This window comes from Halpernia sp., assembly GCF_048269545.1.
Taxonomy (GTDB): Bacteria; Bacteroidota; Bacteroidia; order Flavobacteriales; family Weeksellaceae; genus Halpernia.
Genome location: NZ_JBLXIJ010000006.1, coordinates 59735 through 79209 on the forward strand (window position 1 = coordinate 59735; position 19475 = coordinate 79209).

At 30.4% G+C, this 19475-nt stretch carries 16 protein-coding genes and 1 riboswitch; of the genes, 6 read left to right on the top strand and 10 right to left on the bottom strand.

Going from position 1 to position 19475, the window contains the following annotated elements:
• The first annotated feature begins 14 nt into the window (after positions 1 to 14).
• Positions 15 to 356, top strand: a complete 342-nt coding sequence (locus ACN0WB_RS08565; RefSeq protein WP_417430811.1) for a DUF3817 domain-containing protein — start codon at positions 15 to 17, stop codon at positions 354 to 356.
• Here ACN0WB_RS08565 and ACN0WB_RS08570 read toward each other — a convergent pair whose 3' ends face one another.
• From ACN0WB_RS08570 to ACN0WB_RS08580, 3 genes are all read right to left on the bottom strand, one after another.
• A complete protein-coding gene (locus ACN0WB_RS08570; protein WP_417430813.1) occupies positions 357 to 1781 on the bottom strand; it encodes an SDR family oxidoreductase in 1425 nt (474 codons plus the stop codon).
• A gap of 71 nt (positions 1782 to 1852) precedes the next feature.
• Complete coding sequence (locus tag ACN0WB_RS08575) at positions 1853 to 2353, bottom strand: DUF6702 family protein (protein ID WP_417430815.1); 501 nt, start codon at positions 2351 to 2353, stop codon at positions 1853 to 1855.
• 275 nt (positions 2354 to 2628) lie between these two features.
• A complete protein-coding gene (locus tag ACN0WB_RS08580) occupies positions 2629 to 2877 on the bottom strand; it encodes a hypothetical protein (RefSeq protein ID WP_417430817.1) in 249 nt (82 codons plus the stop codon).
• Positions 2878 to 2942: 65 nt separating this feature from the next.
• On the opposite strand from ACN0WB_RS08580, the gene ACN0WB_RS08585 reads away from it, so the two are divergent.
• From ACN0WB_RS08585 to ACN0WB_RS08595, 3 genes are all read left to right on the top strand, one after another.
• Positions 2943 to 3530: a HupE/UreJ family protein gene (locus tag ACN0WB_RS08585; RefSeq protein ID WP_417430819.1), complete on the top strand. Its 588-nt coding sequence runs from the start codon at positions 2943 to 2945 to the stop codon at positions 3528 to 3530.
• A gap of 73 nt (positions 3531 to 3603) precedes the next feature.
• Positions 3604 to 5973 (top strand): M1 family metallopeptidase, encoded by a 2370-nt coding sequence (locus tag ACN0WB_RS08590; RefSeq protein WP_417430821.1) that lies wholly within the window; start codon positions 3604 to 3606, stop codon positions 5971 to 5973.
• Positions 5974 to 6334: 361 nt separating this feature from the next.
• Entirely contained in the window at positions 6335 to 8536 is a 2202-nt protein-coding gene (locus ACN0WB_RS08595; protein WP_417430823.1) for an outer membrane beta-barrel family protein, read from the top strand.
• Between the two features lie 132 nt (positions 8537 to 8668).
• On the opposite strand, the gene ctlX is transcribed toward ACN0WB_RS08595, so the two are convergent.
• A complete protein-coding gene (ctlX, locus tag ACN0WB_RS08600) occupies positions 8669 to 9592 on the bottom strand; it encodes a citrulline utilization hydrolase CtlX (protein WP_417430825.1) in 924 nt (307 codons plus the stop codon).
• A 99-nt stretch (positions 9593 to 9691) separates the two neighbouring features.
• On the opposite strand from ctlX, the gene ACN0WB_RS08605 reads away from it, so the two are divergent.
• Complete coding sequence (locus ACN0WB_RS08605) at positions 9692 to 10678, top strand: N(4)-(beta-N-acetylglucosaminyl)-L-asparaginase (protein WP_417430827.1); 987 nt, start codon at positions 9692 to 9694, stop codon at positions 10676 to 10678.
• 14 nt (positions 10679 to 10692) lie between these two features.
• Complete coding sequence (locus ACN0WB_RS08610; RefSeq protein WP_417430829.1) at positions 10693 to 11355, top strand: copper homeostasis protein CutC; 663 nt, start codon at positions 10693 to 10695, stop codon at positions 11353 to 11355.
• A 129-nt stretch (positions 11356 to 11484) separates the two neighbouring features.
• Here ACN0WB_RS08610 and ACN0WB_RS08615 read toward each other — a convergent pair whose 3' ends face one another.
• The 6 genes from ACN0WB_RS08615 to ACN0WB_RS08640 all read right to left on the bottom strand — a co-directional run bounded on the left by ACN0WB_RS08615 (position 11485) and on the right by ACN0WB_RS08640 (position 18945).
• Positions 11485 to 12678, bottom strand: coding sequence for a homoserine dehydrogenase (locus ACN0WB_RS08615; protein ID WP_417430831.1), 1194 nt, complete (start codon positions 12676 to 12678; stop codon positions 11485 to 11487).
• Positions 12679 to 12694: 16 nt separating this feature from the next.
• Positions 12695 to 13642 carry a homoserine O-acetyltransferase family protein gene (locus ACN0WB_RS08620; RefSeq protein ID WP_417430833.1) on the bottom strand — a complete coding sequence of 316 codons (948 nt, stop codon included), beginning with the start codon at positions 13640 to 13642 and terminating at the stop codon, positions 12695 to 12697.
• A gap of 19 nt (positions 13643 to 13661) precedes the next feature.
• Positions 13662 to 14957: an O-acetylhomoserine aminocarboxypropyltransferase/cysteine synthase family protein gene (locus tag ACN0WB_RS08625; RefSeq protein WP_417430835.1), complete on the bottom strand. Its 1296-nt coding sequence runs from the start codon at positions 14955 to 14957 to the stop codon at positions 13662 to 13664.
• Positions 14958 to 15089: 132 nt separating this feature from the next.
• Positions 15090 to 15195: riboswitch (SAM riboswitch) on the bottom strand.
• A 269-nt stretch (positions 15196 to 15464) separates the two neighbouring features.
• Positions 15465 to 16379, bottom strand: a complete 915-nt coding sequence (locus tag ACN0WB_RS08630; protein ID WP_417430837.1) for a dimethylarginine dimethylaminohydrolase family protein — start codon at positions 16377 to 16379, stop codon at positions 15465 to 15467.
• Between the two features lie 281 nt (positions 16380 to 16660).
• The gene (locus tag ACN0WB_RS08635; protein ID WP_417430839.1) at positions 16661 to 17947 is read right to left on the bottom strand and encodes a citrate synthase; all 1287 of its coding nucleotides are present in this window, start codon (positions 17945 to 17947) and stop codon (positions 16661 to 16663) included.
• 194 nt (positions 17948 to 18141) lie between these two features.
• Positions 18142 to 18945: a GLPGLI family protein gene (locus tag ACN0WB_RS08640; protein WP_417430841.1), complete on the bottom strand. Its 804-nt coding sequence runs from the start codon at positions 18943 to 18945 to the stop codon at positions 18142 to 18144.
• Positions 18946 to 19475: the final 530 nt, after the last annotated feature.

The following is a 19475-nucleotide window of genomic DNA, read 5'->3' on the forward strand; positions in this document are numbered from 1 at the left end:
AACAAGCCTAAATTATGGATTTTATTGATAAATTTTTTGCAAAATATTCTGACGAAAAACTGGTTCGCTACTTCAAATTTGTGGCGGTTGCAGAAGCAATTACTTGTTTTTTTCTTTATGTTATTGCTATTCCATTAAAAAGATATTTTCCTGAAGAAAATTTCGCACTTATTTTCATCATTATTGTAGGAAATATTCACGGCTTATTTTTCACACTTTACCTCATTTTATGTTTACCCATAAGGAAAATTTTTAAATGGGATGATGAAGATTTTGTTTTCGCATTACTCGCTGCTTTTTTTCCGTTTGCAACGATTTGGATTGAGAAAAAATTCACGAAAATGGATCGGGAATAATTATGATTTCACCAAACTGTTAATCATGCCATTAAAAATAAAATAATGAAACGGTAAAACGCTGTACCAATATAATCTTCCAGATAAACCTAAAGGTCTGTAACTCGCAGTTTGATACAAAATACCATCTACAATTTTAAACTCAAGCCAAGCTTCTCCAGGTAATTTCATTTCCGCGAAAAGAAGTAATTTCTTTTCTTTTTTATTTGCATAAAGTACACGCCAAAAATCCAAACTGTCGCCTGCTTCCAGATAATTTAAATTTTTTCTTCCGCGTCGCAATCCAACTCCACCAAAAAGTTTATCTATAAAACCGCGCACAGACCAAAGAAAATCTCCATAATACCATCCATTTTTTCCACCTATAGAGAAAATCCGATCTAACGTTTTTTTCTCATCTATCACTTTTCGTTCTTTAATATCTCTGAAACAACCAAATTTTGGCACTTCCATATATTGCCACACATTCATTTCGTGGAAATTTTCTGTAAAAGAATCATACCAACTGGAAAGAACATCGTTTTGGCGAATTTTATCAAAAGCCAATTCTATTGCTTCTTTGTAACCCAAAAGTTTAATATCTAAAACTTCTGCTAAATCATTTTTTTTTGCAATAACGTCAATCTTCATACTTTTTACTAAATTTTTAGCTAAAGGATATGAAGTGGAAGTCACAAAATAAAGCCAATAAGAAGATAGTTTTGGAGTCATTACTGGAACTGTAATTATTCGTCTTTTTAACTTCCGCACTTCAGCAAATTTTAACATCATTTCTTTGTAAGTCAAAACTTCAGTTCCTGCAATATCAAAGGATTTATTAAAAGTATAAGGATTTAAAAGAGATTTTACTAAAAACTGAATCACATTTCTAATGGCAATGGGTTGACATTTTGTTTTTACCCAAATTGGCGTAATCATTATTGGTAATTTTTCTACCAAATCCCGAATGATTTCAAAAGATGCACTTCCAGATCCGACAATTATTCCCGCACGCAAAGCGGTTAAAGCATATTTTTCACTTGCTAAAGTTTCTTCTACTTTTTTCCTAGAATTAAGATGTTTTGAAAGATGATCATTATTAATAATTCCGGTAAGATAAATGACTTGTTTGGCGTTAGTTTTCTCAATATATTTTTTAAAATTAATGGCAGATTCCTTTTCCATTTTTTCAAAATCTCCCGTCGTAGTGGACATTGAGTGAATTAAATAATAAGCCGCATCAATATCTGAAGGAATATTTTCTAAACTTTCAGGTTTTAGGAAATCGGTGTAAATCACCTCAATTGTCCCTTTTCGTAAATCTAATTTATCATTGAATCTTTGCACATCTCGAACTGCACAAATAATATGATGTCCTTCATCTAAAAGCTGAATAAGTAATCTTTTCCCAATATATCCTGTAACACCAGTTAATAAAATTCGCATACTAATTTTTAATAAATGTACGGATTTCTTACTTTAAAAAATAATTGAAATAAAAATTAGTTATTAAAAATTTAAAACTCTTGAAACAAATACCGATTCGGATAATTTAATTTTGAAGATTTTCTCACGCCATTTACAACGATATGAATAATATTTAGTTGGTCATCAAAATAATTATATAAAAAACTGACTGCAGTTTCCACTTTTTTAGGATTTTCTACTGGCGCTGATTCTAAATAAATATCCACAGATTCTTGATCTTCTTCAAAACCCAAATAATTTAGTTTAATGAACTGATTATTGACTTTTAATTTTAAATATTCCTCACAATAATTTTTCAATAATTGATTGATTTCTTCTTTAAAATTTTTATCATTAAAATGAACTGCTTTTCCATATTTTTCATTCAAAGCATTTTCTAAATCATCCAGAAAAAATTTAGCAGAAACTTCAAAAGTTTTAATTTTTTGGTTGTATTTAAACTCAACTGAACCAACGTGATAAGGATGTTTTTCTTTAGCAAAAGCAGAAATTGTAAATAATAAAGTGAGTAATAAAAATATTTTTTTCATTTTAATAAGTCGATAATTTTTTGTGGATCTTATCGCATTTCAAAGAAAAGCAAAACTCGGATTATATTTTTATTTTCTTGCCTGAAATACATTTTAACGTGTTTTTTTCCAATTAATACGCTTCTTGTATTTTTGGAAGATTTATGAAACTGCAGATATTTTCCGTTTTCTAAATCATTAATAGTGCGCTTCACATCTATAAGAAAGTTAATTATTTCTTTATCTTTCCAATTAAACTCAAGAAAATCGATATTATCTTGAAGTGATTTTTTTTGCTATTTTCGAGAGTTTAACCTGCATATTTCACTATCAACAAATTGAAAAAATTCTTCTTTAGAAATGCAATCTTCATCTTTTAAATTATCCGCATAATTTTCCAAGGCTTCTTGAACATTTAGCGGAAGTTCATCAGAAATGTTTTCATCATAAGGTCTATTTACAATTTTCACCCCTTTTAAGTTTTCCATTAATTTTTTAATGAAAGGAAAATCTTCTTTATTTTCTATCTCAATGGTTAAATTCATCTCTTTTGATTTTATACAAAGTTAAAATAAAATTCGTATAATCGCTTTTCAAAAATTTTAATGGAATGCAGGATTTTTTATTTTATTTAAACCTCGGTTGGTCGCATATTATTTCATGGGATGCATTAGATCATCAATTATTTATTTTGGCTTTGGTCGCCGTTTATACTTTAAAAGATTTAAAAAAAGTATTGATTTTAGTAACAGCATTTACAATCGGACATTCTTTTACTTTGGTTTTAAGTATTTTAGATGTTGTGAGATTTCCGAGTAATTGGGTGGAATTTCTAATTCCTATAACAATCGTGTTAACTTCTATAGGAAATATTTTAATGTTCAAAAACACCCAAAAATTAATGAAACTTAATTATTTATTGGCTTTAATTTTTGGTCTCATTCACGGAATGGGTTTTGCAAATTCTGCAAGAATGATGATTGCGAGCGAACAAAACATCGCCGCTCCACTTTTTGGATTTAATATTGGTTTAGAATTTGGGCAAATTGCAGTTGTGATTCTAATCTTAGTTTTAGAATTTTTACTAATGAAATATTTCAAATTAGATAAAAAATATTGGTTAATTATTGCTTCTGCAATCGCTTTTTTAATTTCACTTTCAATGGCGATTGAGAGAATTCCTTTTGCACAATCATAAAAATTTCTTAAAATTCAATTATTTTATTTAATTTTGAACTCATTGATTATCATCTACAAAAACCTTTAAAAACATGAATTTAAAATCGCTTCTAATTTCTTTATTAATTCCGATAAGCTTTTTTGCTCAGGATATTAAAAACAATCCAACAAGTAATCACGGTAATAAATTTGAAGCTTTAGGTACGATTTTGCCTTCGCCAAATATTTACAGAACAGCGTCTGGCGCACCGGGACATGGATATTGGGCGAATCGTGCGGATTATGATATTTCCGCTTATTTAGATGAAGATAAAAGAAATTTAAAAGGTTCAGAAACCATAACTTATTATAATAATTCACCAGATGATTTGGATTATCTTTGGTTGCAATTAGATGAAAATGAGCAATCTTCTGTTAAAAACGCTGCGTATGATAGTAATTCTACGTTGCCAAAAATAACAACAACTGAACGATTAGAAATCTCCAATTTGCCAGAAAAAGATAATGGTTATGGTGTGAATCTAGAAAAAGTAACTCTTGCGGATGGAACTCCGCTTTCTTATACCGTAAACAAAACCATGATGCGAATTGATTTACCAAAGATATTGAAAAAAGGAGAGAAATTAGTTTTTAAAATAGATTGGAATTATAACATCCCAAACCGAATAGAAAAAGGCGGACGCGGTGGTTATGAATATTTTCCAGAAGATGGGAATGATCTTTATACAATGACACAATGGTACCCAAGAATGTGCGTTTACAGTGATTTTAAAGGATGGCAAAATAATCAGTTCACAGGTCGTGGTGAATTTGCACTGGAATTTGGGAATTTTAAAGTTTCAATGAATGTTCCTGCAGATCATATTGTAGCGGGAACTGGACAAGGAAAAAATTACAAAGATGTTCTTTCAAGCGCACAATTTGCAAGATGGGAAAAAGCGCAAAATGCTTCAGAACCTGTGGAAATTGTAACTTTAGCAGAAGCTAAAAATGCAGAAAAACATAAATCTAAAGAACGAAAAATTTGGAAATTTGAAGCAAACGATGTAAGAGATTTTGCTTGGACTTCTTCTAGAAAATTTATTTGGGACGGAATGAAAGTAATGATTCCCGAAAATAAAAATGAAGTAATGGCAATGAGTTTATATCCAAAAGAAGCTTACGGATTATACAGAAAATATTCTACGAAATTAGTCGCACATACAATTAAAACTTATTCAGAATTTACAATTCCATATCCATATCCAGTTGCACAATCAATTGAAGCAGCAAATGGAATGGAATATCCGATGATCTGTTTTAATTATGGACGTACCGAAAAAGATGGAACTTATTCTGAAGGAATTAAAAATGGAATGATCGGCGTAATTATTCATGAAGTGGGACATAATTTTTTCCCAATGATTGTGAATTCAGACGAAAGACAATGGACTTGGATGGACGAAGGTTTGAATACTTTTGTAGAATATTTAACTGAAGAAAAATGGGATAATAAATTTCCTTCAAAACGTGGTCCTGCTCATACAATTGTAGATTACATGAAATTGCCAAAAGATCAGTTGGAACCGATTATGACAAACTCAGAAAATATTGTTCAGTTTGGTCCAAATGCATATTCTAAACCCGCAACTGGTTTAAATATTTTAAGAGAAACCATTATGGGAAGAGATTTGTTTGATAAAGCTTTTAAAACTTATGCAAAAAGATGGGCTTTTAAACATCCAGAACCGGCAGATTTTTTTAGAACAATGAATGATGCAAGTGCAGAAAACCTAGATTGGTTTTGGCGCGGTTGGTTTTATGGAATAGATCCTGTTGATATTTCTATTGATAAAGTAACTGTTGCAACTCCTGATTTTAGTGAAGAACCGAAAGCTAGAAAAATGTCTTACTCTGTTGATAAAGCAATGACTCCAAGTTTTGATGACATTTCAAAAGTGAGAAACCGAAACGATAAAAACATAAAATTTGCAGCAGATCAAGATAAAGATGTACAAGATTTTTACTATCGTTATGACCGCGGAATGGAAAAAGTAGATACAGACAAAAAATATGATTTTGAAGTTGATTATTTTGCTAAAGCAGACGCAAAAGATCAAGCAAAATTAAAAAATATCTACGGCTATCAAATTGATTTTAGCAACAAAGGAGGTTTGGTAATGCCTATAATTTTAGAATTTACTTTTGAAGATGGTTCAAAATTAAACGATAAATCTTCTGCTCAAATTTGGCGTAAAAACGAAAATAAAGTTTCTAAAACTTATTATTTCGATAAAAAATTAAAATCAATACAGTTGGATCCAATGAAAGAAACTGCAGATATTGATACTTCAAATAATTATTGGGGAGAAATTCCTGCTCCAACTTCTAAATTTGAAGTGTTTAAACAAAAAATTGCAAATGCAAGTAGAGGCGCTTCTGGTGGAAAAGTTAACCCAATGCAAGCGGCGGGGAAAAAGTAATTTCTAAAAACTTTTTTAAATATTTAAAATGCTGAATTAATTTTCAGCATTTTTTTGTTTAAAATAAAAGAAATTAAAGGAAAATTTTTTGATCATGTAATAATTTTATGAGTTGAATTGTCTATTCATTAGAAACTAATTTAAGTCTAAGCTAAATTTTTTCCGTTGAAAATCAATGACTTAAATAGATACAATAAATAATTTTACTACTTTGTATTGCATAATACTAATTTATTTATATATCTTTGCAGTATCAATTAGTAAGAAAACAAAACAACTCAAAATAAAAGTCGCAAAAAACTGATAACCAAAATCACAAAAACTAATAACGGCGACTTTTATTTTTTTAAAACAATTACCTATGAAAATTTTAATTACTTCTCTCGCTGTTCTTGCAAGCTCAATTTTATTCGCACAAGAAAGCGCAAAAAAAGATTCAACTCAATCTAAAAAGATAGATGAAGTTGTCATGACAAAACGTGTATTTGAGAAAAAAGCAGACCGTATGATTTTTGATGTGGCACATTCTCCCATCGCAAAAGGAACGACTGCTTTTGATTTGTTAAAAGAAACACCTTTGGTTTCTTCAACTGATAATACCACTTTAAAAATTTTAGGAAAAAACAATGCGATTATTTACATCAACGGAAAAAAAACTAATATGGATGCAGAATCTGTAGTGGAAATGTTGAAAAATATGCCTTCCGAAAATTTATCAAAAATAGAAATTATTACTGTTCCTTCTTCGGAATTTCAAGTGGAAAGTAATGACGGAATTATTAATATTATTCTAAAGAAAAAACAAACCGATGGTTTGAACGGAACTTTGAAAATGAGTGATCAACAATCTTATTTCAATAATCCATATGCGGCTTTGAGTTTAAATTACCGAAAAGGAAAATTTGGAGCAAATGGAAATATTTATTCCAGTCTCTCAAAACAACAACAATTTTACACGCTTAGTAACGGAAATAATACCTATAAAAATGAAACTGTAGGTTCTATAACAGATCCGAATATAAATTTAGGAGGCTACATCAATTTAGATTATGAGCTTACTCCAATGCAAAGTATAGGACTTTCTTATAATACAAGATTTAATTGGAGCAATAATTCCCGCTCAAATTTGAATAATACTTCACAAGATTTCACGACAAAAACTATCAAAAAAACGAATACTTCAAACGTTGAAGATGCACATTCTAGAAGTCATTCTTTAAATTTAAATTACGAAATAAAGACCGACGAAGAAGGAAGCAAACTCACTATGAATGGATCTTATTTAAATTTTAAACGTTTACAACAAAACATAAACATTACAACCAATTTATATAATCAAAATATTAATGCTAAATTTTTGCAGAAAACACCCCAAAAAGTAGATAATTTAGGCTTTCAAGCAGATTATATTCAGAAATTAAATAAAGAAACAACGCTTTCTTTTGGTGGAAATTACAACCATACCAAAACTGATAATGACACTTATTTTGAAAATTTAATTCCACCTTCTGGGAAAGATGATAATCAATCTAATCATTTCATCTATTTAGAAAATATTTCTGCTCTTTACGCAACGTTCGAAAAAACATTTAGCGAGAAGTTTTCTGGGAAAATTGGTACAAGAGTAGAATTGACTCATAATGAAGGAAATGTTATTAATAAATCTGATCCTTATTATCATTTTAAAAATAATTACACTGATTTTTTACCTTACGCTTCTGCAAATTATAATTTTAATAAAGACAATACGCTTTCTTACACTTTTTCTAGTAGAATTAGAAGACCTTCTTTTTGGGAACTAAATCCTACAAGAATATATATGACTGAAACTAATTATATCCAAAATAATCCTTTCATGAAAGCTTCAACTTATTATACACAAGAGTTGAATTATATGTATAAAAGTTCCTACTTTTTAGTATTAAACCACAGTTATGTGAAAGATGTAAGTGAGCAAATTCCATTACAAAAAACCAATGGAAATGGGGATACAGAATTACGTTACATACGAACTAACTACGGAGATAAGCAAGAAATGAGCGCTTCAATTGGAATGCAAAAAACATTCTTTAAAGGAATTTGGTCTGCAAATAATAGTGTGAATTTAAATTATAATATCTTCAAAGGTTCTGTTTCAAAAGATCCAATTACAAATGAAGATTTTCCAACTTACGAAGTCAATAAAAACACCTTCTTTTATAGTTTAGAGCTCAATAACAACATTAGATTATCTGCGAAAAAAGATTGGTTTCTAGGAGTGAATTATTTTTTCCTTTCTCCTCAAGAAATAGAATTAGGTAAATTAAACACCATTCAAAGTTTAAATTTATCCGTTAAAAAAATCTATAAAGATTGGACGTTTCTCTTTGAAGTAAATGATATTTTTAACACCAATGAAGTTAAATTTAAAGAAGTTCAAAGTTCAGGTTATTTCAATAGTGTAGATCAAAACCGTTACAATCAAAGTTTGAGTTTAAAGGTAACTTACAATTTCGGAAATAAAAAAGTGCAAAAAGTAAGAAAAACAGAAAACGCAAATGATGCCATAAAAGATAGAACTTAAACTAAAATTAAATTTTCATTATTAATTTTTTCAAAAAACCACCGAAATTTTTCGGTGGTTTTGTTTCTTTTTAAATTTATACGAATTGAAAAAACAATTTAAATCTTTGCCACTTTACATTAAATTTTATTCTTAAATTTTCGGTAAAAAAACTTCAGCCAACATACATCTCGCGCTTCCGCCGCCGTTGGTTTCGATGGTTTCTAAATCTGCATAAATAATTTCACAATAGTTTTCAATAGCTTCAATTTGTTGTTTCGTCAAAGATTTAAAAGCTGTTTCAGACATTATTAAAAACTTTTCACCTTCAGAATTATGCAGTTGTAGCATATTTCCCGCAAACTGATGCATTTGGTTTTCAGAAATTTCAATTAATTCTTTTCCTGAATTTTTAATGACTTCAACTACTTTTTCTCGTTCAATTTTCACATCAATACAATCTAAGCAAATCACTACAAAATCTTCTGCGACACACATCATCACATTGGTGTGATAAATTGGCAATCTTTCTCCATTTGCAGTTTGAAAAGAATGAAAAACTACAGGTTCATAACCAATTTTTTTACACAAATCTCTAAATAAATTTTCATCTAATCTCAATGAAACTGAACCATAAGCTAATTTTTTATCGTGGTCAAAAATAATACTTCCAGTTCCTTCCAAAAATATATTTTCATTTTCAGATTTTGATAAATCTACAATATCACTAATCTCGAAACCCGCATTTTTAACAACTTCCAAAATTTCTGGTCTTCTTTCTAATCTTCTATTTTTAGCAAACATTGGATATAAAAAAGCTTTTCCATTTGTATCGAAACTCACCCAATTATTCGGGAAAATAGAATCTGGCGTGTAAGTATCGGAACTGTCTTTTACGGTAATTACATTTATTTTTTTCGCACGAAGTTTTGCTACAAATTGGTTGAATTCTTCCAAGGCTTTTTCTTGCGTATTTCCATTTTCTGCATTGGTTTGAAAATAATTGTTTTTTGCTGTTTCTGCGTTAAAGCCAAAATTTACGGGCTCAATCATTAAAACAGTATCTGTAGTTTGCATTGTATAAATTTGAATTGATGCAAATTTAAATAATTTTGAGTATTTTTAGTACATATTTTAAAGCAAGAAAAAACATTTAAAGCCTCAGAAAATATTTTTATGGAAAACAGAAGAAAATTTATTAAAAAAGCTGGAATTATTTCTGGTATTTTGGCTTTAAATCCATTAAAAGCAATAGAAATTTTAGCAAATAAATCTTCCAAAATAAGAAAACCTGTTGTTCTTTCTACTTGGAACTTTGGTTTACAATCGAATGAAATAGCTTGGAAAATTTTGTCAAAAAACGGAAAATCTTTAGATGCGGTTGAAGCAGGTGTTCAACTTTGTGAAGGCGATCCAAATGAAAGAAGTGTCGGTTTGGGCGGAAGACCAGATCGCGATGGACACGTTACTTTAGACGCTTGTATAATGGATGAAATGGGAAATATTGGTTCTGTTGCGTGTTTAGAACACATTGTTCATCCAATTTCTGTTGCAAGAGCTGTAATGGAAAAAACGCCTCACGTGATGCTTGTTGGAGAAGGTGCTTTGGAATTTGCCCTTTCTCAAGGTTTTAAAAAAGAAAATTTACTCACAGAAGATTCTAGAAAAGAATGGCAAGAATGGTTAAAAACTTCGGAATATAAACCAATTGTAAATGTTGAAAATCACGATACAATAGGAATGATTGCTTTAGATGAATTTGGAAATCTTTCCGGTGCGTGTACCACTTCTGGAATGGCTTTTAAAATGCACGGAAGAGTTGGAGATTCTCCAATTATTGGAGCGGAACTTTACGTGGATAATGAAATTGGGGCTGCAACTGCAACCGGACAAGGCGAAGAAGTCATCCGAACTTGCGGAACTCATTTGGTGGTAGAACTTATGCGACAAGGAAAAACACCGCAAGAAGCCTGTGAAGAAGCAGTAAAAAGAATTTACAAATTAATTATTTTAAGAAAGAAAAACCCAAAAGATTTACAAATTGGTTTCATTGCGCTGAATAAAAATGGAGAAACTGGCGCTTTTTGTTTACAAAAAGGATTTAATTACGCTATTCATGACGCGAAAGAAAATAAACTAATTGATTCTCCTTATTTAATTTAATTTAACTTTACGATATGTTAGAAATCGCTTGTTTTGAAATCACTTCCGCTGAAATTGCGCTTCAATCTTCCGCAGATAGAATAGAATTTTGTGATGAAATTACTTTGGGTGGAATTACGCCAGAAATTGAAGAGTTTAAATATTTAAAAGAAAAATTTCTTAAACCAATTTATGTGATGATTCGCCCAAAAGGAGGTGGTTTTTTCTATGATTCAGCAGAATTTAGTGCAATGATAAAAAGCATTGAGTTATTTAAATCTTGGAATGCAGATGGTTTTGTTTTCGGAATTTTAGATGAGAATAATGAAGTTGATGTAGAAAGAAATACTTTTTTAGTTGAACTTGCAAAACCAGTTCCCTGCACATTTCACCGCGCTTTTGACCGCACAAAAAATTTAGAAAAATCTTGCGAAAAATTAATTAAAATAGGTTTTGAAAATGTTTTGACTTCCGGTGGAGAAAAAACGGCGAAAGAAGGTGTTGAAAATTTAAAGAAATTAATTGAAAAATATTCTGATAAAATCAATATTCTTATAGGCGGAAATGTACGTTCAGAAAATATTGAATTTTTAAAAGAAAATACTAAGGGAAATTTCTTCCATTCTTCTGCAATTCCAAGTTATGAACAGTTTGCAAATGATGAAGAAATTAGAAAACTAAAACGGTTTTCTGTGTAGATTTTACCACAAATTCACAAAGTTTTAAATAAATTTTTAATCACAAAGGGACACAAAGTTTTATGCTTTTTTAGGGTGATTATTTTCCTTAATACTTAGTGAAAACTTTGTGACTTTGTGGTTTATCCTTTAGCACAAATCAATCAAAACAAAAGAAACATCATTTGGATTTTCATTTGAAATCTTCTTTAAATTTTTAAAACTTAGAACGCCAATAAAATAAGCGTCGGTTTTATTGCCATAAAATTCTTCTATTTCTTCAAAATACGGACGGAAAATTTCACTTTGTTCTACCGAATGTCGAAATAAAACTTTTAAATTAAAATCTTCCGTCAACCGAAAACCCTCATTGCGTTCGATTTTTTTATACTCGTATTTATAATCAAAACTCAAAGCAGAAATATCTGATAAAACCGCACTCGCCGTGGGAAATGAACCCGCACCTCGACCAGAAAAAAACTGTTTATCTGCAAAAGCAGTTTGAACTTTTACACCATTAAAGACATCATTTACCGTAGAAAAAGAATCATCTTTAGAAATAAATTTTGGAATAACCAAAGCAATAATTTCAGTATCATTTTTCTTATGTGAATAGACCAATAATTTTATTTGGAGATTTTTTTCTTTTGCATAAGCCAATTCCAGAGCAGATAAATTTTGGATTCCAACATTAAAAACCTCATCGGGTTTTGTGATAATCCCAAAAGAATGGGCTAATAAAATTTGCAATTTTGAACGTGCATCAAATCCGCCCGTGTCTAAAATCGGATTGCTTTCTGCGTAACCTAATTCCTGCGCTTCTTTTAAAGCAGCAGGAAATTCTACATTTTCATGGTGAATTTTACTTAAGATATAATTGGTAGAACCATTTACAATTCCCTCCAAAGATTCCAGAAAATCATTATTATAATATTCTTCCAAATTCCTGATAATCGGAATGCTGCCACAAACCGAGGCTTCGTAAAGAAATGAAACTTGGTGTTTTTTCTGCAAATCATATATTTCTTTAAAATGTTCCGCGAGCATTTTTTTATTTGCCGAAACCACAGATTTTCCTTTTTCCATTGCAATTTTTACAATTTCAAAAGCCGCTTCAGAATCATCAATTAATTCTACAACCGTGTTAATTTCTTCGTCATTCAGAATATCAAATTTGTCATAAGAAAAATGTTCTGCAGAAATATTCCGCTTTTTTTCTGGGTGTTTTACCACAATCTTTTTGATGGTTGCATCTAAATTTTTTGCTTGATGAAGTACTTCATACAAACCGCTTCCGACCACGCCATACCCGAATAATCCAATATTTAATTCTTTCTTTTTCATTTATTTTTTTTAATTTTTAAGAATTTAATTCTTCAAAATATTTTTTTAAGTTTTCTGTAATTTGTTTGGTTTCCAATAAAAATCCATCGTGACCGTAAAGAGATTTTAGGACTTTAAACTGACTGTTTTGAATATGTTTTGAAATAAATTGTTGCTCAGAAATCGGAAATAGAATATCACTTTCAATTCCGATTACTAAAGTTTTTGCAGTAATTTTAGATAAGGCGTTTTCAATTGAAATTCTATTTCTGCCTAAATTTTGCGTGTCCATAGATTTTGACAACATCCAATAACTTTCACTCGTAAATCTCTTTTTTAATTTTTCTCCTTGATAATTTTGATAAGTTGCCGCTCGAAAATTCTCTAATTTTTCTTCTGAATCTTCTTGCGTTTTTTCAAAAGTTTCATAATTTCGGTAAGAAAGCAGCGCAATTGCGCGCGCTGTTTCGATACCATTTTTGCCAGATTTTAGCGCCATTCTTTGTGCTTCATTAAACGCAATTCCCCACGCGGAATGTTTTGCATTTGTGGCAATTAAAAATAAATTTTTAACAAAATCCGGATTTATAACCGACCATTCCAAAGCTTGCATTCCGCCAAGAGAACCGCCAATTAAATAATCAATTTTAGAAATTTCTAAAAAATCCGCTAATCTTTGGTGCATTTCAACCATATCACGAATCGAAATTAACGGTAATTTTTCTTCGATTTCAAAGGAAGTTCCATAACAAGAACCCAAAATATTAGCACAAATAATGGTAAATTTATCAGAGTTAAATAAATCATTTTTTCCAAATAAACCTTTCCACCAATCTTCTACTTCGGAATTTGCCGTCAAAGCGTGACAAACCCAAACTATTTTTTTGGATGGTGCAAAATCGCCGTAAATAGTGTAAGCAATATTAATTTTAGACAATTCTGTTGCAGATTCTAACTTAAAATTTCCTACTTTAAAATTTCTCAAAACTATTGTTTAAACTTATTTAAATTGCAGAAAATCCACGGTTTATATCTTCCAAAATATCATCGATGTGTTCCGTTCCAAGACTTAATCGAACTTGTCCCGGTTTGATTCCGGCGTGCAATTGCTCTTCTTCAGAAAGTTGCTCATGCGTTGTAGAAGCTGGATTAATAATTAAAGTTTTAGAATCTCCCACATTCGCAACATGGCTAATTAATTCTAAATTATTAATAAATTTTACTGCAGATTCTTTTCCACCTTTCAACTCAAAACTTAAAACGCCACCGAAACCATTTTTAAAATATTTCACCGCATTTCCATAATCTGGAAATGAAGATAAACCTGGATATAAAACTTTTTCAACTTTCGGATGATTTTCTAAATATTGTGCGATTTTCAGCGCATTTTCAACGGTTCTTTCCACACGAAGTGATAGAGTTTCTAAGCCGTGAATTAAAAGGAATGAATTAAATGGAGAAATTGCAGAACCTAAATCCCGAAGTCCTTCTACTCTCGCTTTTATGATAAATGCGATATTTCCAAAATCGGAATTAATGCCAAAAACATCAGAGAAAATCAAACCGTGATAACTTTCTGAAGGTTCAGAAAATTGTGGAAATTTTCCGCTTCCCCAATCGAAATTTCCCCCATCTACAATAATTCCTCCGATGGAAGTTCCGTGTCCGCAAATCCATTTTGTGGCAGATTCTACCACGATATTTGCGCCGTGCTTTAAAGGTTGAAAAAGAAAACCGCCTGCTGCAAAAGTATTATCGACGATTAATGGAATGCCGTGTTTTTTAGCGACGGCTGCAATTGCCTCAAAATCGGGAACATTTAAACTTGGATTTCCGATGGTTTCAAGATAAATTGCTTTTGTTTTATCATTAATTTGGGCTTCGAAATCTTGTGGATTATCGTCTTTTGCGAAACGACATTCAATGCCTAATTTTTTAAAAGTCACTTTAAACTGATTAAAACTTCCGCCGTACAAATAAGGCGAACTCACGAAATTATCACCTGCTTCCAAAATATTTGTGAGTGCTAAAAATTGTGCTGCATGACCAGAACTTGTGGCCAAAGCTGCAACTCCACCGTGTAAAGCGGCGACTCTTTTTTCGAAAACATCTGTTGTGGGATTCATTAAACGTGTATAAATATTCCCGAATTCTTTTAAACCGAAAAGATTGGCGGCGTGTTCTGCATCGTTAAAAGTATAACATGCGGTTTGATAGAGCGGAACGGCTCTGGAATTGGTAGTGGAATCTACAGTTTGACCTGCGTGAAGTTGCAGGGTTTCAAATTTTAAATTGCTCATATTTTAAATAATTTATTTTAAATTTTTGCAACTTATCCTCTGAAAAGTTTTACCGAAAGAGCATAAAAAAACTCTTTCGATAAAATCAAAAGAGTTTAATATAAATATTGTAATATTTTTATTTCTATTTCTGACTTATCTTTCTCGCTTTTGCGAGTTGAATTTTGCACCTTATTTATTTCTAAACAGGTTGCCAAAGTTTCATCGGGTCAATTCCCTCCACTTTTCTGAATAAGTTGCGATGTTTTAAAGAACGTAATTTCTGGTGCAAAGATAGAAAGGTTTTTTTAATCTGCAAATTTTTGCGAAAAAAAACATTTATTTCTCTCGCAGATTGGGCAGATAATGCAGATTTCTTCTTTTGTAAATGCCTTTCTAAATTTTGTAAAAAAGTGATTTTATGCGATTCTAGCGCCCCGACTTGAGTGGAAATCCTTTTTTTTGCATTTGAAAAAAAAAGATTGTGAACGGAAGGCGGAAATAGGCGCCCAAATAATTAAAAAAAAATTATTCTCGAATTAAAGGTAAAGTGGAACAGCGCAAAAGTCCGCCCATTTTGGAAATTTCCCGATAAGGAATTTCTTCAACAGTAATTCCCCACTCGTTTCTTAAGTGGTTATTTAATCTTGCAAATGCTTTATCGGAGACGATGACTTCTGGAGAAATCGAGAAAATATTGGGATTCATTTCGAACATTTCTTCGGTTGTTACATTAAAACAGTTTTCTTCCCCGAAAATATCAATAATCAAGTGATAATCAGATTCATCAACAAAACCGTCTTTGTAAATGATGCATTTATCTTTTCCAACCGGATTAAAAGTGCAGTCTAAATGCAAAATTCCTTCTAATGGATTGGTGTCATTTTTCTTGAGTTCAAAATCTAAAATTCTTTTTTTAGGAAAATATTCTTTGAGAATTTCTATGGCGTATTGGTTGGTTCGTGCGGTTTTAAAGTTTCTATAATCTTCGCTGTAACAAGTCCCAATGAAAATGAAATCATTCCAAACAATGACGTCGCCACCTTCTATATGTGCAGTTTCTGGCAAATTTATAATATCTCGCCATTTTACTTTTTCAAAAATTTTTCGATAGGCTTCTTGTTCATCAGAACGATCTTGTATAACATTTGAAATTATCATTTTATCTTCTATCACAAATGCAACATCACGCGCAAAAACCTGGTTATAATCTTGAATAACTGCAGGACGTAGAACTTCAACATCATATTTTTTCAACACTTTTTCAAAAGCTTCCATTTCTAAAGTAATATCTTTTTCTGTAGGATAATTTCCATTTTGAAGTGTATTGTATGATTTTGCGTCATAACTTTCTTCTAAAGTTGGAGCAACTCCCATTGAACTGGGTTGACCAAGAACGACAGATTTTAATTTTCCTGTTTCGTTTTTAATGTTGAGTTTCATATGAAGTTTATATATTTTTTTTCTGCCCTATGTTATCGCAATTCTTTAAAAAAATTAAGGGTATCAAAAGTTGATTGATTGCGATTTCATATAATTGAGAATTACACAAATATAAGGAATTAGGTTTTAGTTTTTGGGATTTAGGATTTAGGTAAGAGATTTTTATTTAAAGTGATGGTTTTTTCACACAGTGACCTAAAGATTAATTACACAAAAAAAAATTACAAAAAAAATTCCCTGAAAAATTTCAGGGAATTAAAATCAATTAATTTAATAAAAATTTATCTTTTGCTCATTTCCACATAATCACGTGGAGTTGCGCCTTGATAAACTTGTCTTGGGCGACCGATTGGATCGTTGTGTAATCGCATTTCTTTCCATTGGGAAATCCAACCTGGAAGTCTTCCTAATGCAAACATTACTGTAAACATTTCAGTTGGAATTCCTAAAGCGCGGTAAATAATACCGGAATAGAAATCTACGTTTGGATAGAGTTTTCTTTCGATGAAATATTCATCTTCTAAAGCTACTTTTTCTAATTGTCTTGCAATATCTAACGCTTTATCTTCAATTCCTAAATCTTCAAAAATATCATCTGCTGCTTTTTTAATGATTTTTGCTCGTGGATCAAAGTTTTTATAAACTCTATGACCAAATCCCATCAATCGGAAATTATCATCTTTATTTTTTGCTTTTTCTACATATTTTGCTACGTCTCCTCCATCTTTTTCAATCATTTCAAGCATTTCTATTACTGCTTGATTTGCACCACCGTGAAGTGGTCCCCAAAGTGCGCCAATTCCTGCAGAAACTGAAGCGAATAAACCTGTATGTGCAGAACCAACCATTCTCACTGTAGAAGTAGAACAGTTTTGCTCGTGATCTGCGTGTAGAATTAATAATTTATTCAAAGCATTTACTACAGTTGGATTAATATGAAAATCCTGATTTGGTAATCTGAAAACCATTTTGTAGAAATTTTCTACATAGTTCAAATTATTATCACCGTGATTGATTGGTAATCCCATTTTCTTACGATAAGTCCAAGCGCAAAGATGTGCAAATTTTGCGATCAACATTTCTGCAGCGTGGTCTAAATCATCTTTAGAATTCACATCTACAGCTTTTGGATTAAAGGCTGTTAATGCAGAAGTTAATGAAGATAAAACTCCCATTGGATGAGCAGAACGAGGAAAAACATCTACTAAACGTTTCATTTCATCTGCCACATAATTGTATTTTTTTATACCGTTTTCAAATTTTAAAAATTGTTCTTGAGTGGGTAAATTACCGTAAAGCAATAAATATATAACTTCAGAAAACGTGGATTTTTCTGCAATTTGTTCGATTGGATAACCGCGGTAAAACAATTCACCTTTGTCACCATCTAAATAAGTGATTTCACTAATTGTAGCGCCTGTATTTTTGTAACCTAAATCTAAAGTTATTAAACCAGTATCACCTCTTAATTTGGAAATATCTATTCCTCTATCTCCCATTGTACTTTCTATGATTGGGAATTCAAAAGATTTCCCATCATAGTTAAGTGTAACTTTATTATCTGACATATAATTTAAATATTTTTATAAATTTAAGAAAAAAAGAAATAGTGACCAAAAATAGGGTATGAAATACATCAGGTTAATTGTATGTAAATCCACAGAGAATACTGTATTTCTTTTATACAAGACTTTACAAAAATAATTATTTTTAATTAATAAAATTGGAAGATTAGCCCCAGTATTTCAATTCAACAAAAATATTAATCTGAAAGTTCAATTTTATTATTTCTTAATTTTTGTTTATTTCTATAACTTGATACAAAATCTTTCTGAATTTCTAATAAATCTGAACTTGAAATTTTATCTAAACCAGGCATTTGTTTTAGAAAAATAGTTGGATCTGCATCAATTTGTTTCTTTTTTTTGATATATTCATCGTACGAAACATCTATAGTTCTTATCCCGAAATTGGTATAGAATTGAGAAATAAATGTTTTTTGCGGTATCACGATCTGTATTAATGTAAAGTGGAAGTCTTCTTTAGAATCATACGCTTCCACAATTAAACCCGGTAAGCCCGAGAATTTATAGGGCCCGTCTGAAAAAGGTATATCCTGTGCAAACCAACAAATCCATGTTCTTCCTGCAAACGTGGTTTCTGCTTTCTGTACTTTATAATTATCCAAGGTTTTAAAGTCTTGCGAAATTTCCCATTTCATTTTTCTTGGCTCAATCACTTGAAAATTATCCATTCCTAGAAGTTCATTAAAAACTATCTCTTTAGTAATATAATTTTTTTTGATTAAAAAATCTAATTTCGGTTCTATCTTTATCTGTGTAGTAATTCCCGAAATCTTGTTTGCCGTCGTTAAAGAATCATATTCAGCATAACTTGTTGAATAAAAAAATGAGGCGTTATCTTTTATGTCCAAATTAAAATTTTCTGTCTGGATATTTGTTTTATCAGTTGAATCAATTTTGAATTTCAGTTGATAAACGAATCTATGCTGCGAAAATAATAGCGTAGAGATGCTAAAGAAAAAAAATGTTAATATTGCTTTCATATTTTAACTAAATTTTTGTTTAAAATTAACCTGTGCAAAATGAAAAATAAAAATAGAAAGTATAAATAATAATAAACAGAAGCATTTCCATAAATTATTTCATTAAAATTTTGAAAAGGCAACAATTTTGCAATAATTGAAAATTTTGTGTTTTGTAAACTTAAAAATAAACTGTCCTCAAAAAAAGCATAAAAAACCAAACTTATAATCGTCCAAAAAGTTGGTAAACATAATATAAGAATAACACATATAAGATTGACAAGTAATAATTTACAAAATAAAAATGTAACTAAAATTAAGATATTCCAATTAACTTGCTTTTCTACAACTAGACTAACAATCAAATAGGACAGAACGCTTGCAAGGGTAAAAAATAATGTCAAAAGTAAAATTAAATACGTTAAAAATCTACTTTTATCTTCTTTGAAATGAATTGAAATAAATTTAAAATAATTAGATTTTACAAATGACAAGTATGTTATAGAAAAAAATAATATTCCCAAAATTACAATTGTAGCCATTCCAAAATA

What these genes read in the sequence shown, in the direction of transcription:
- ACN0WB_RS08565 (WP_417430811.1), top strand. Translation starts at nt 15, where the DNA reads ATGGATTTTATTGATAAATTTTTTGCAAAATATTCTGACGAAAAACTG.
- ACN0WB_RS08570 (WP_417430813.1), bottom strand. Translation starts at nt 1,781, where the DNA reads ATGCGAATTTTATTAACTGGTGTTACAGGATATATTGGGAAAAGATTA.
- ACN0WB_RS08575 (WP_417430815.1), bottom strand. Translation starts at nt 2,353, where the DNA reads ATGAAAAAAATATTTTTATTACTCACTTTATTATTTACAATTTCTGCT.
- ACN0WB_RS08580 (WP_417430817.1), bottom strand. Translation starts at nt 2,877, where the DNA reads ATGAATTTAACCATTGAGATAGAAAATAAAGAAGATTTTCCTTTCATT.
- ACN0WB_RS08585 (WP_417430819.1), top strand. Translation starts at nt 2,943, where the DNA reads ATGCAGGATTTTTTATTTTATTTAAACCTCGGTTGGTCGCATATTATT.
- ACN0WB_RS08590 (WP_417430821.1), top strand. Translation starts at nt 3,604, where the DNA reads ATGAATTTAAAATCGCTTCTAATTTCTTTATTAATTCCGATAAGCTTT.
- ACN0WB_RS08595 (WP_417430823.1), top strand. Translation starts at nt 6,335, where the DNA reads ATGAAAATTTTAATTACTTCTCTCGCTGTTCTTGCAAGCTCAATTTTA.
- ctlX (WP_417430825.1), bottom strand. Translation starts at nt 9,592, where the DNA reads ATGCAAACTACAGATACTGTTTTAATGATTGAGCCCGTAAATTTTGGC.
- ACN0WB_RS08605 (WP_417430827.1), top strand. Translation starts at nt 9,692, where the DNA reads ATGGAAAACAGAAGAAAATTTATTAAAAAAGCTGGAATTATTTCTGGT.
- ACN0WB_RS08610 (WP_417430829.1), top strand. Translation starts at nt 10,693, where the DNA reads ATGTTAGAAATCGCTTGTTTTGAAATCACTTCCGCTGAAATTGCGCTT.
- ACN0WB_RS08615 (WP_417430831.1), bottom strand. Translation starts at nt 12,678, where the DNA reads ATGAAAAAGAAAGAATTAAATATTGGATTATTCGGGTATGGCGTGGTC.
- ACN0WB_RS08625 (WP_417430835.1), bottom strand. Translation starts at nt 14,957, where the DNA reads ATGAGCAATTTAAAATTTGAAACCCTGCAACTTCACGCAGGTCAAACT.
- ACN0WB_RS08630 (WP_417430837.1), bottom strand. Translation starts at nt 16,379, where the DNA reads ATGAAACTCAACATTAAAAACGAAACAGGAAAATTAAAATCTGTCGTT.
- ACN0WB_RS08635 (WP_417430839.1), bottom strand. Translation starts at nt 17,947, where the DNA reads ATGTCAGATAATAAAGTTACACTTAACTATGATGGGAAATCTTTTGAA.
- ACN0WB_RS08640 (WP_417430841.1), bottom strand. Translation starts at nt 18,945, where the DNA reads ATGAAAGCAATATTAACATTTTTTTTCTTTAGCATCTCTACGCTATTA.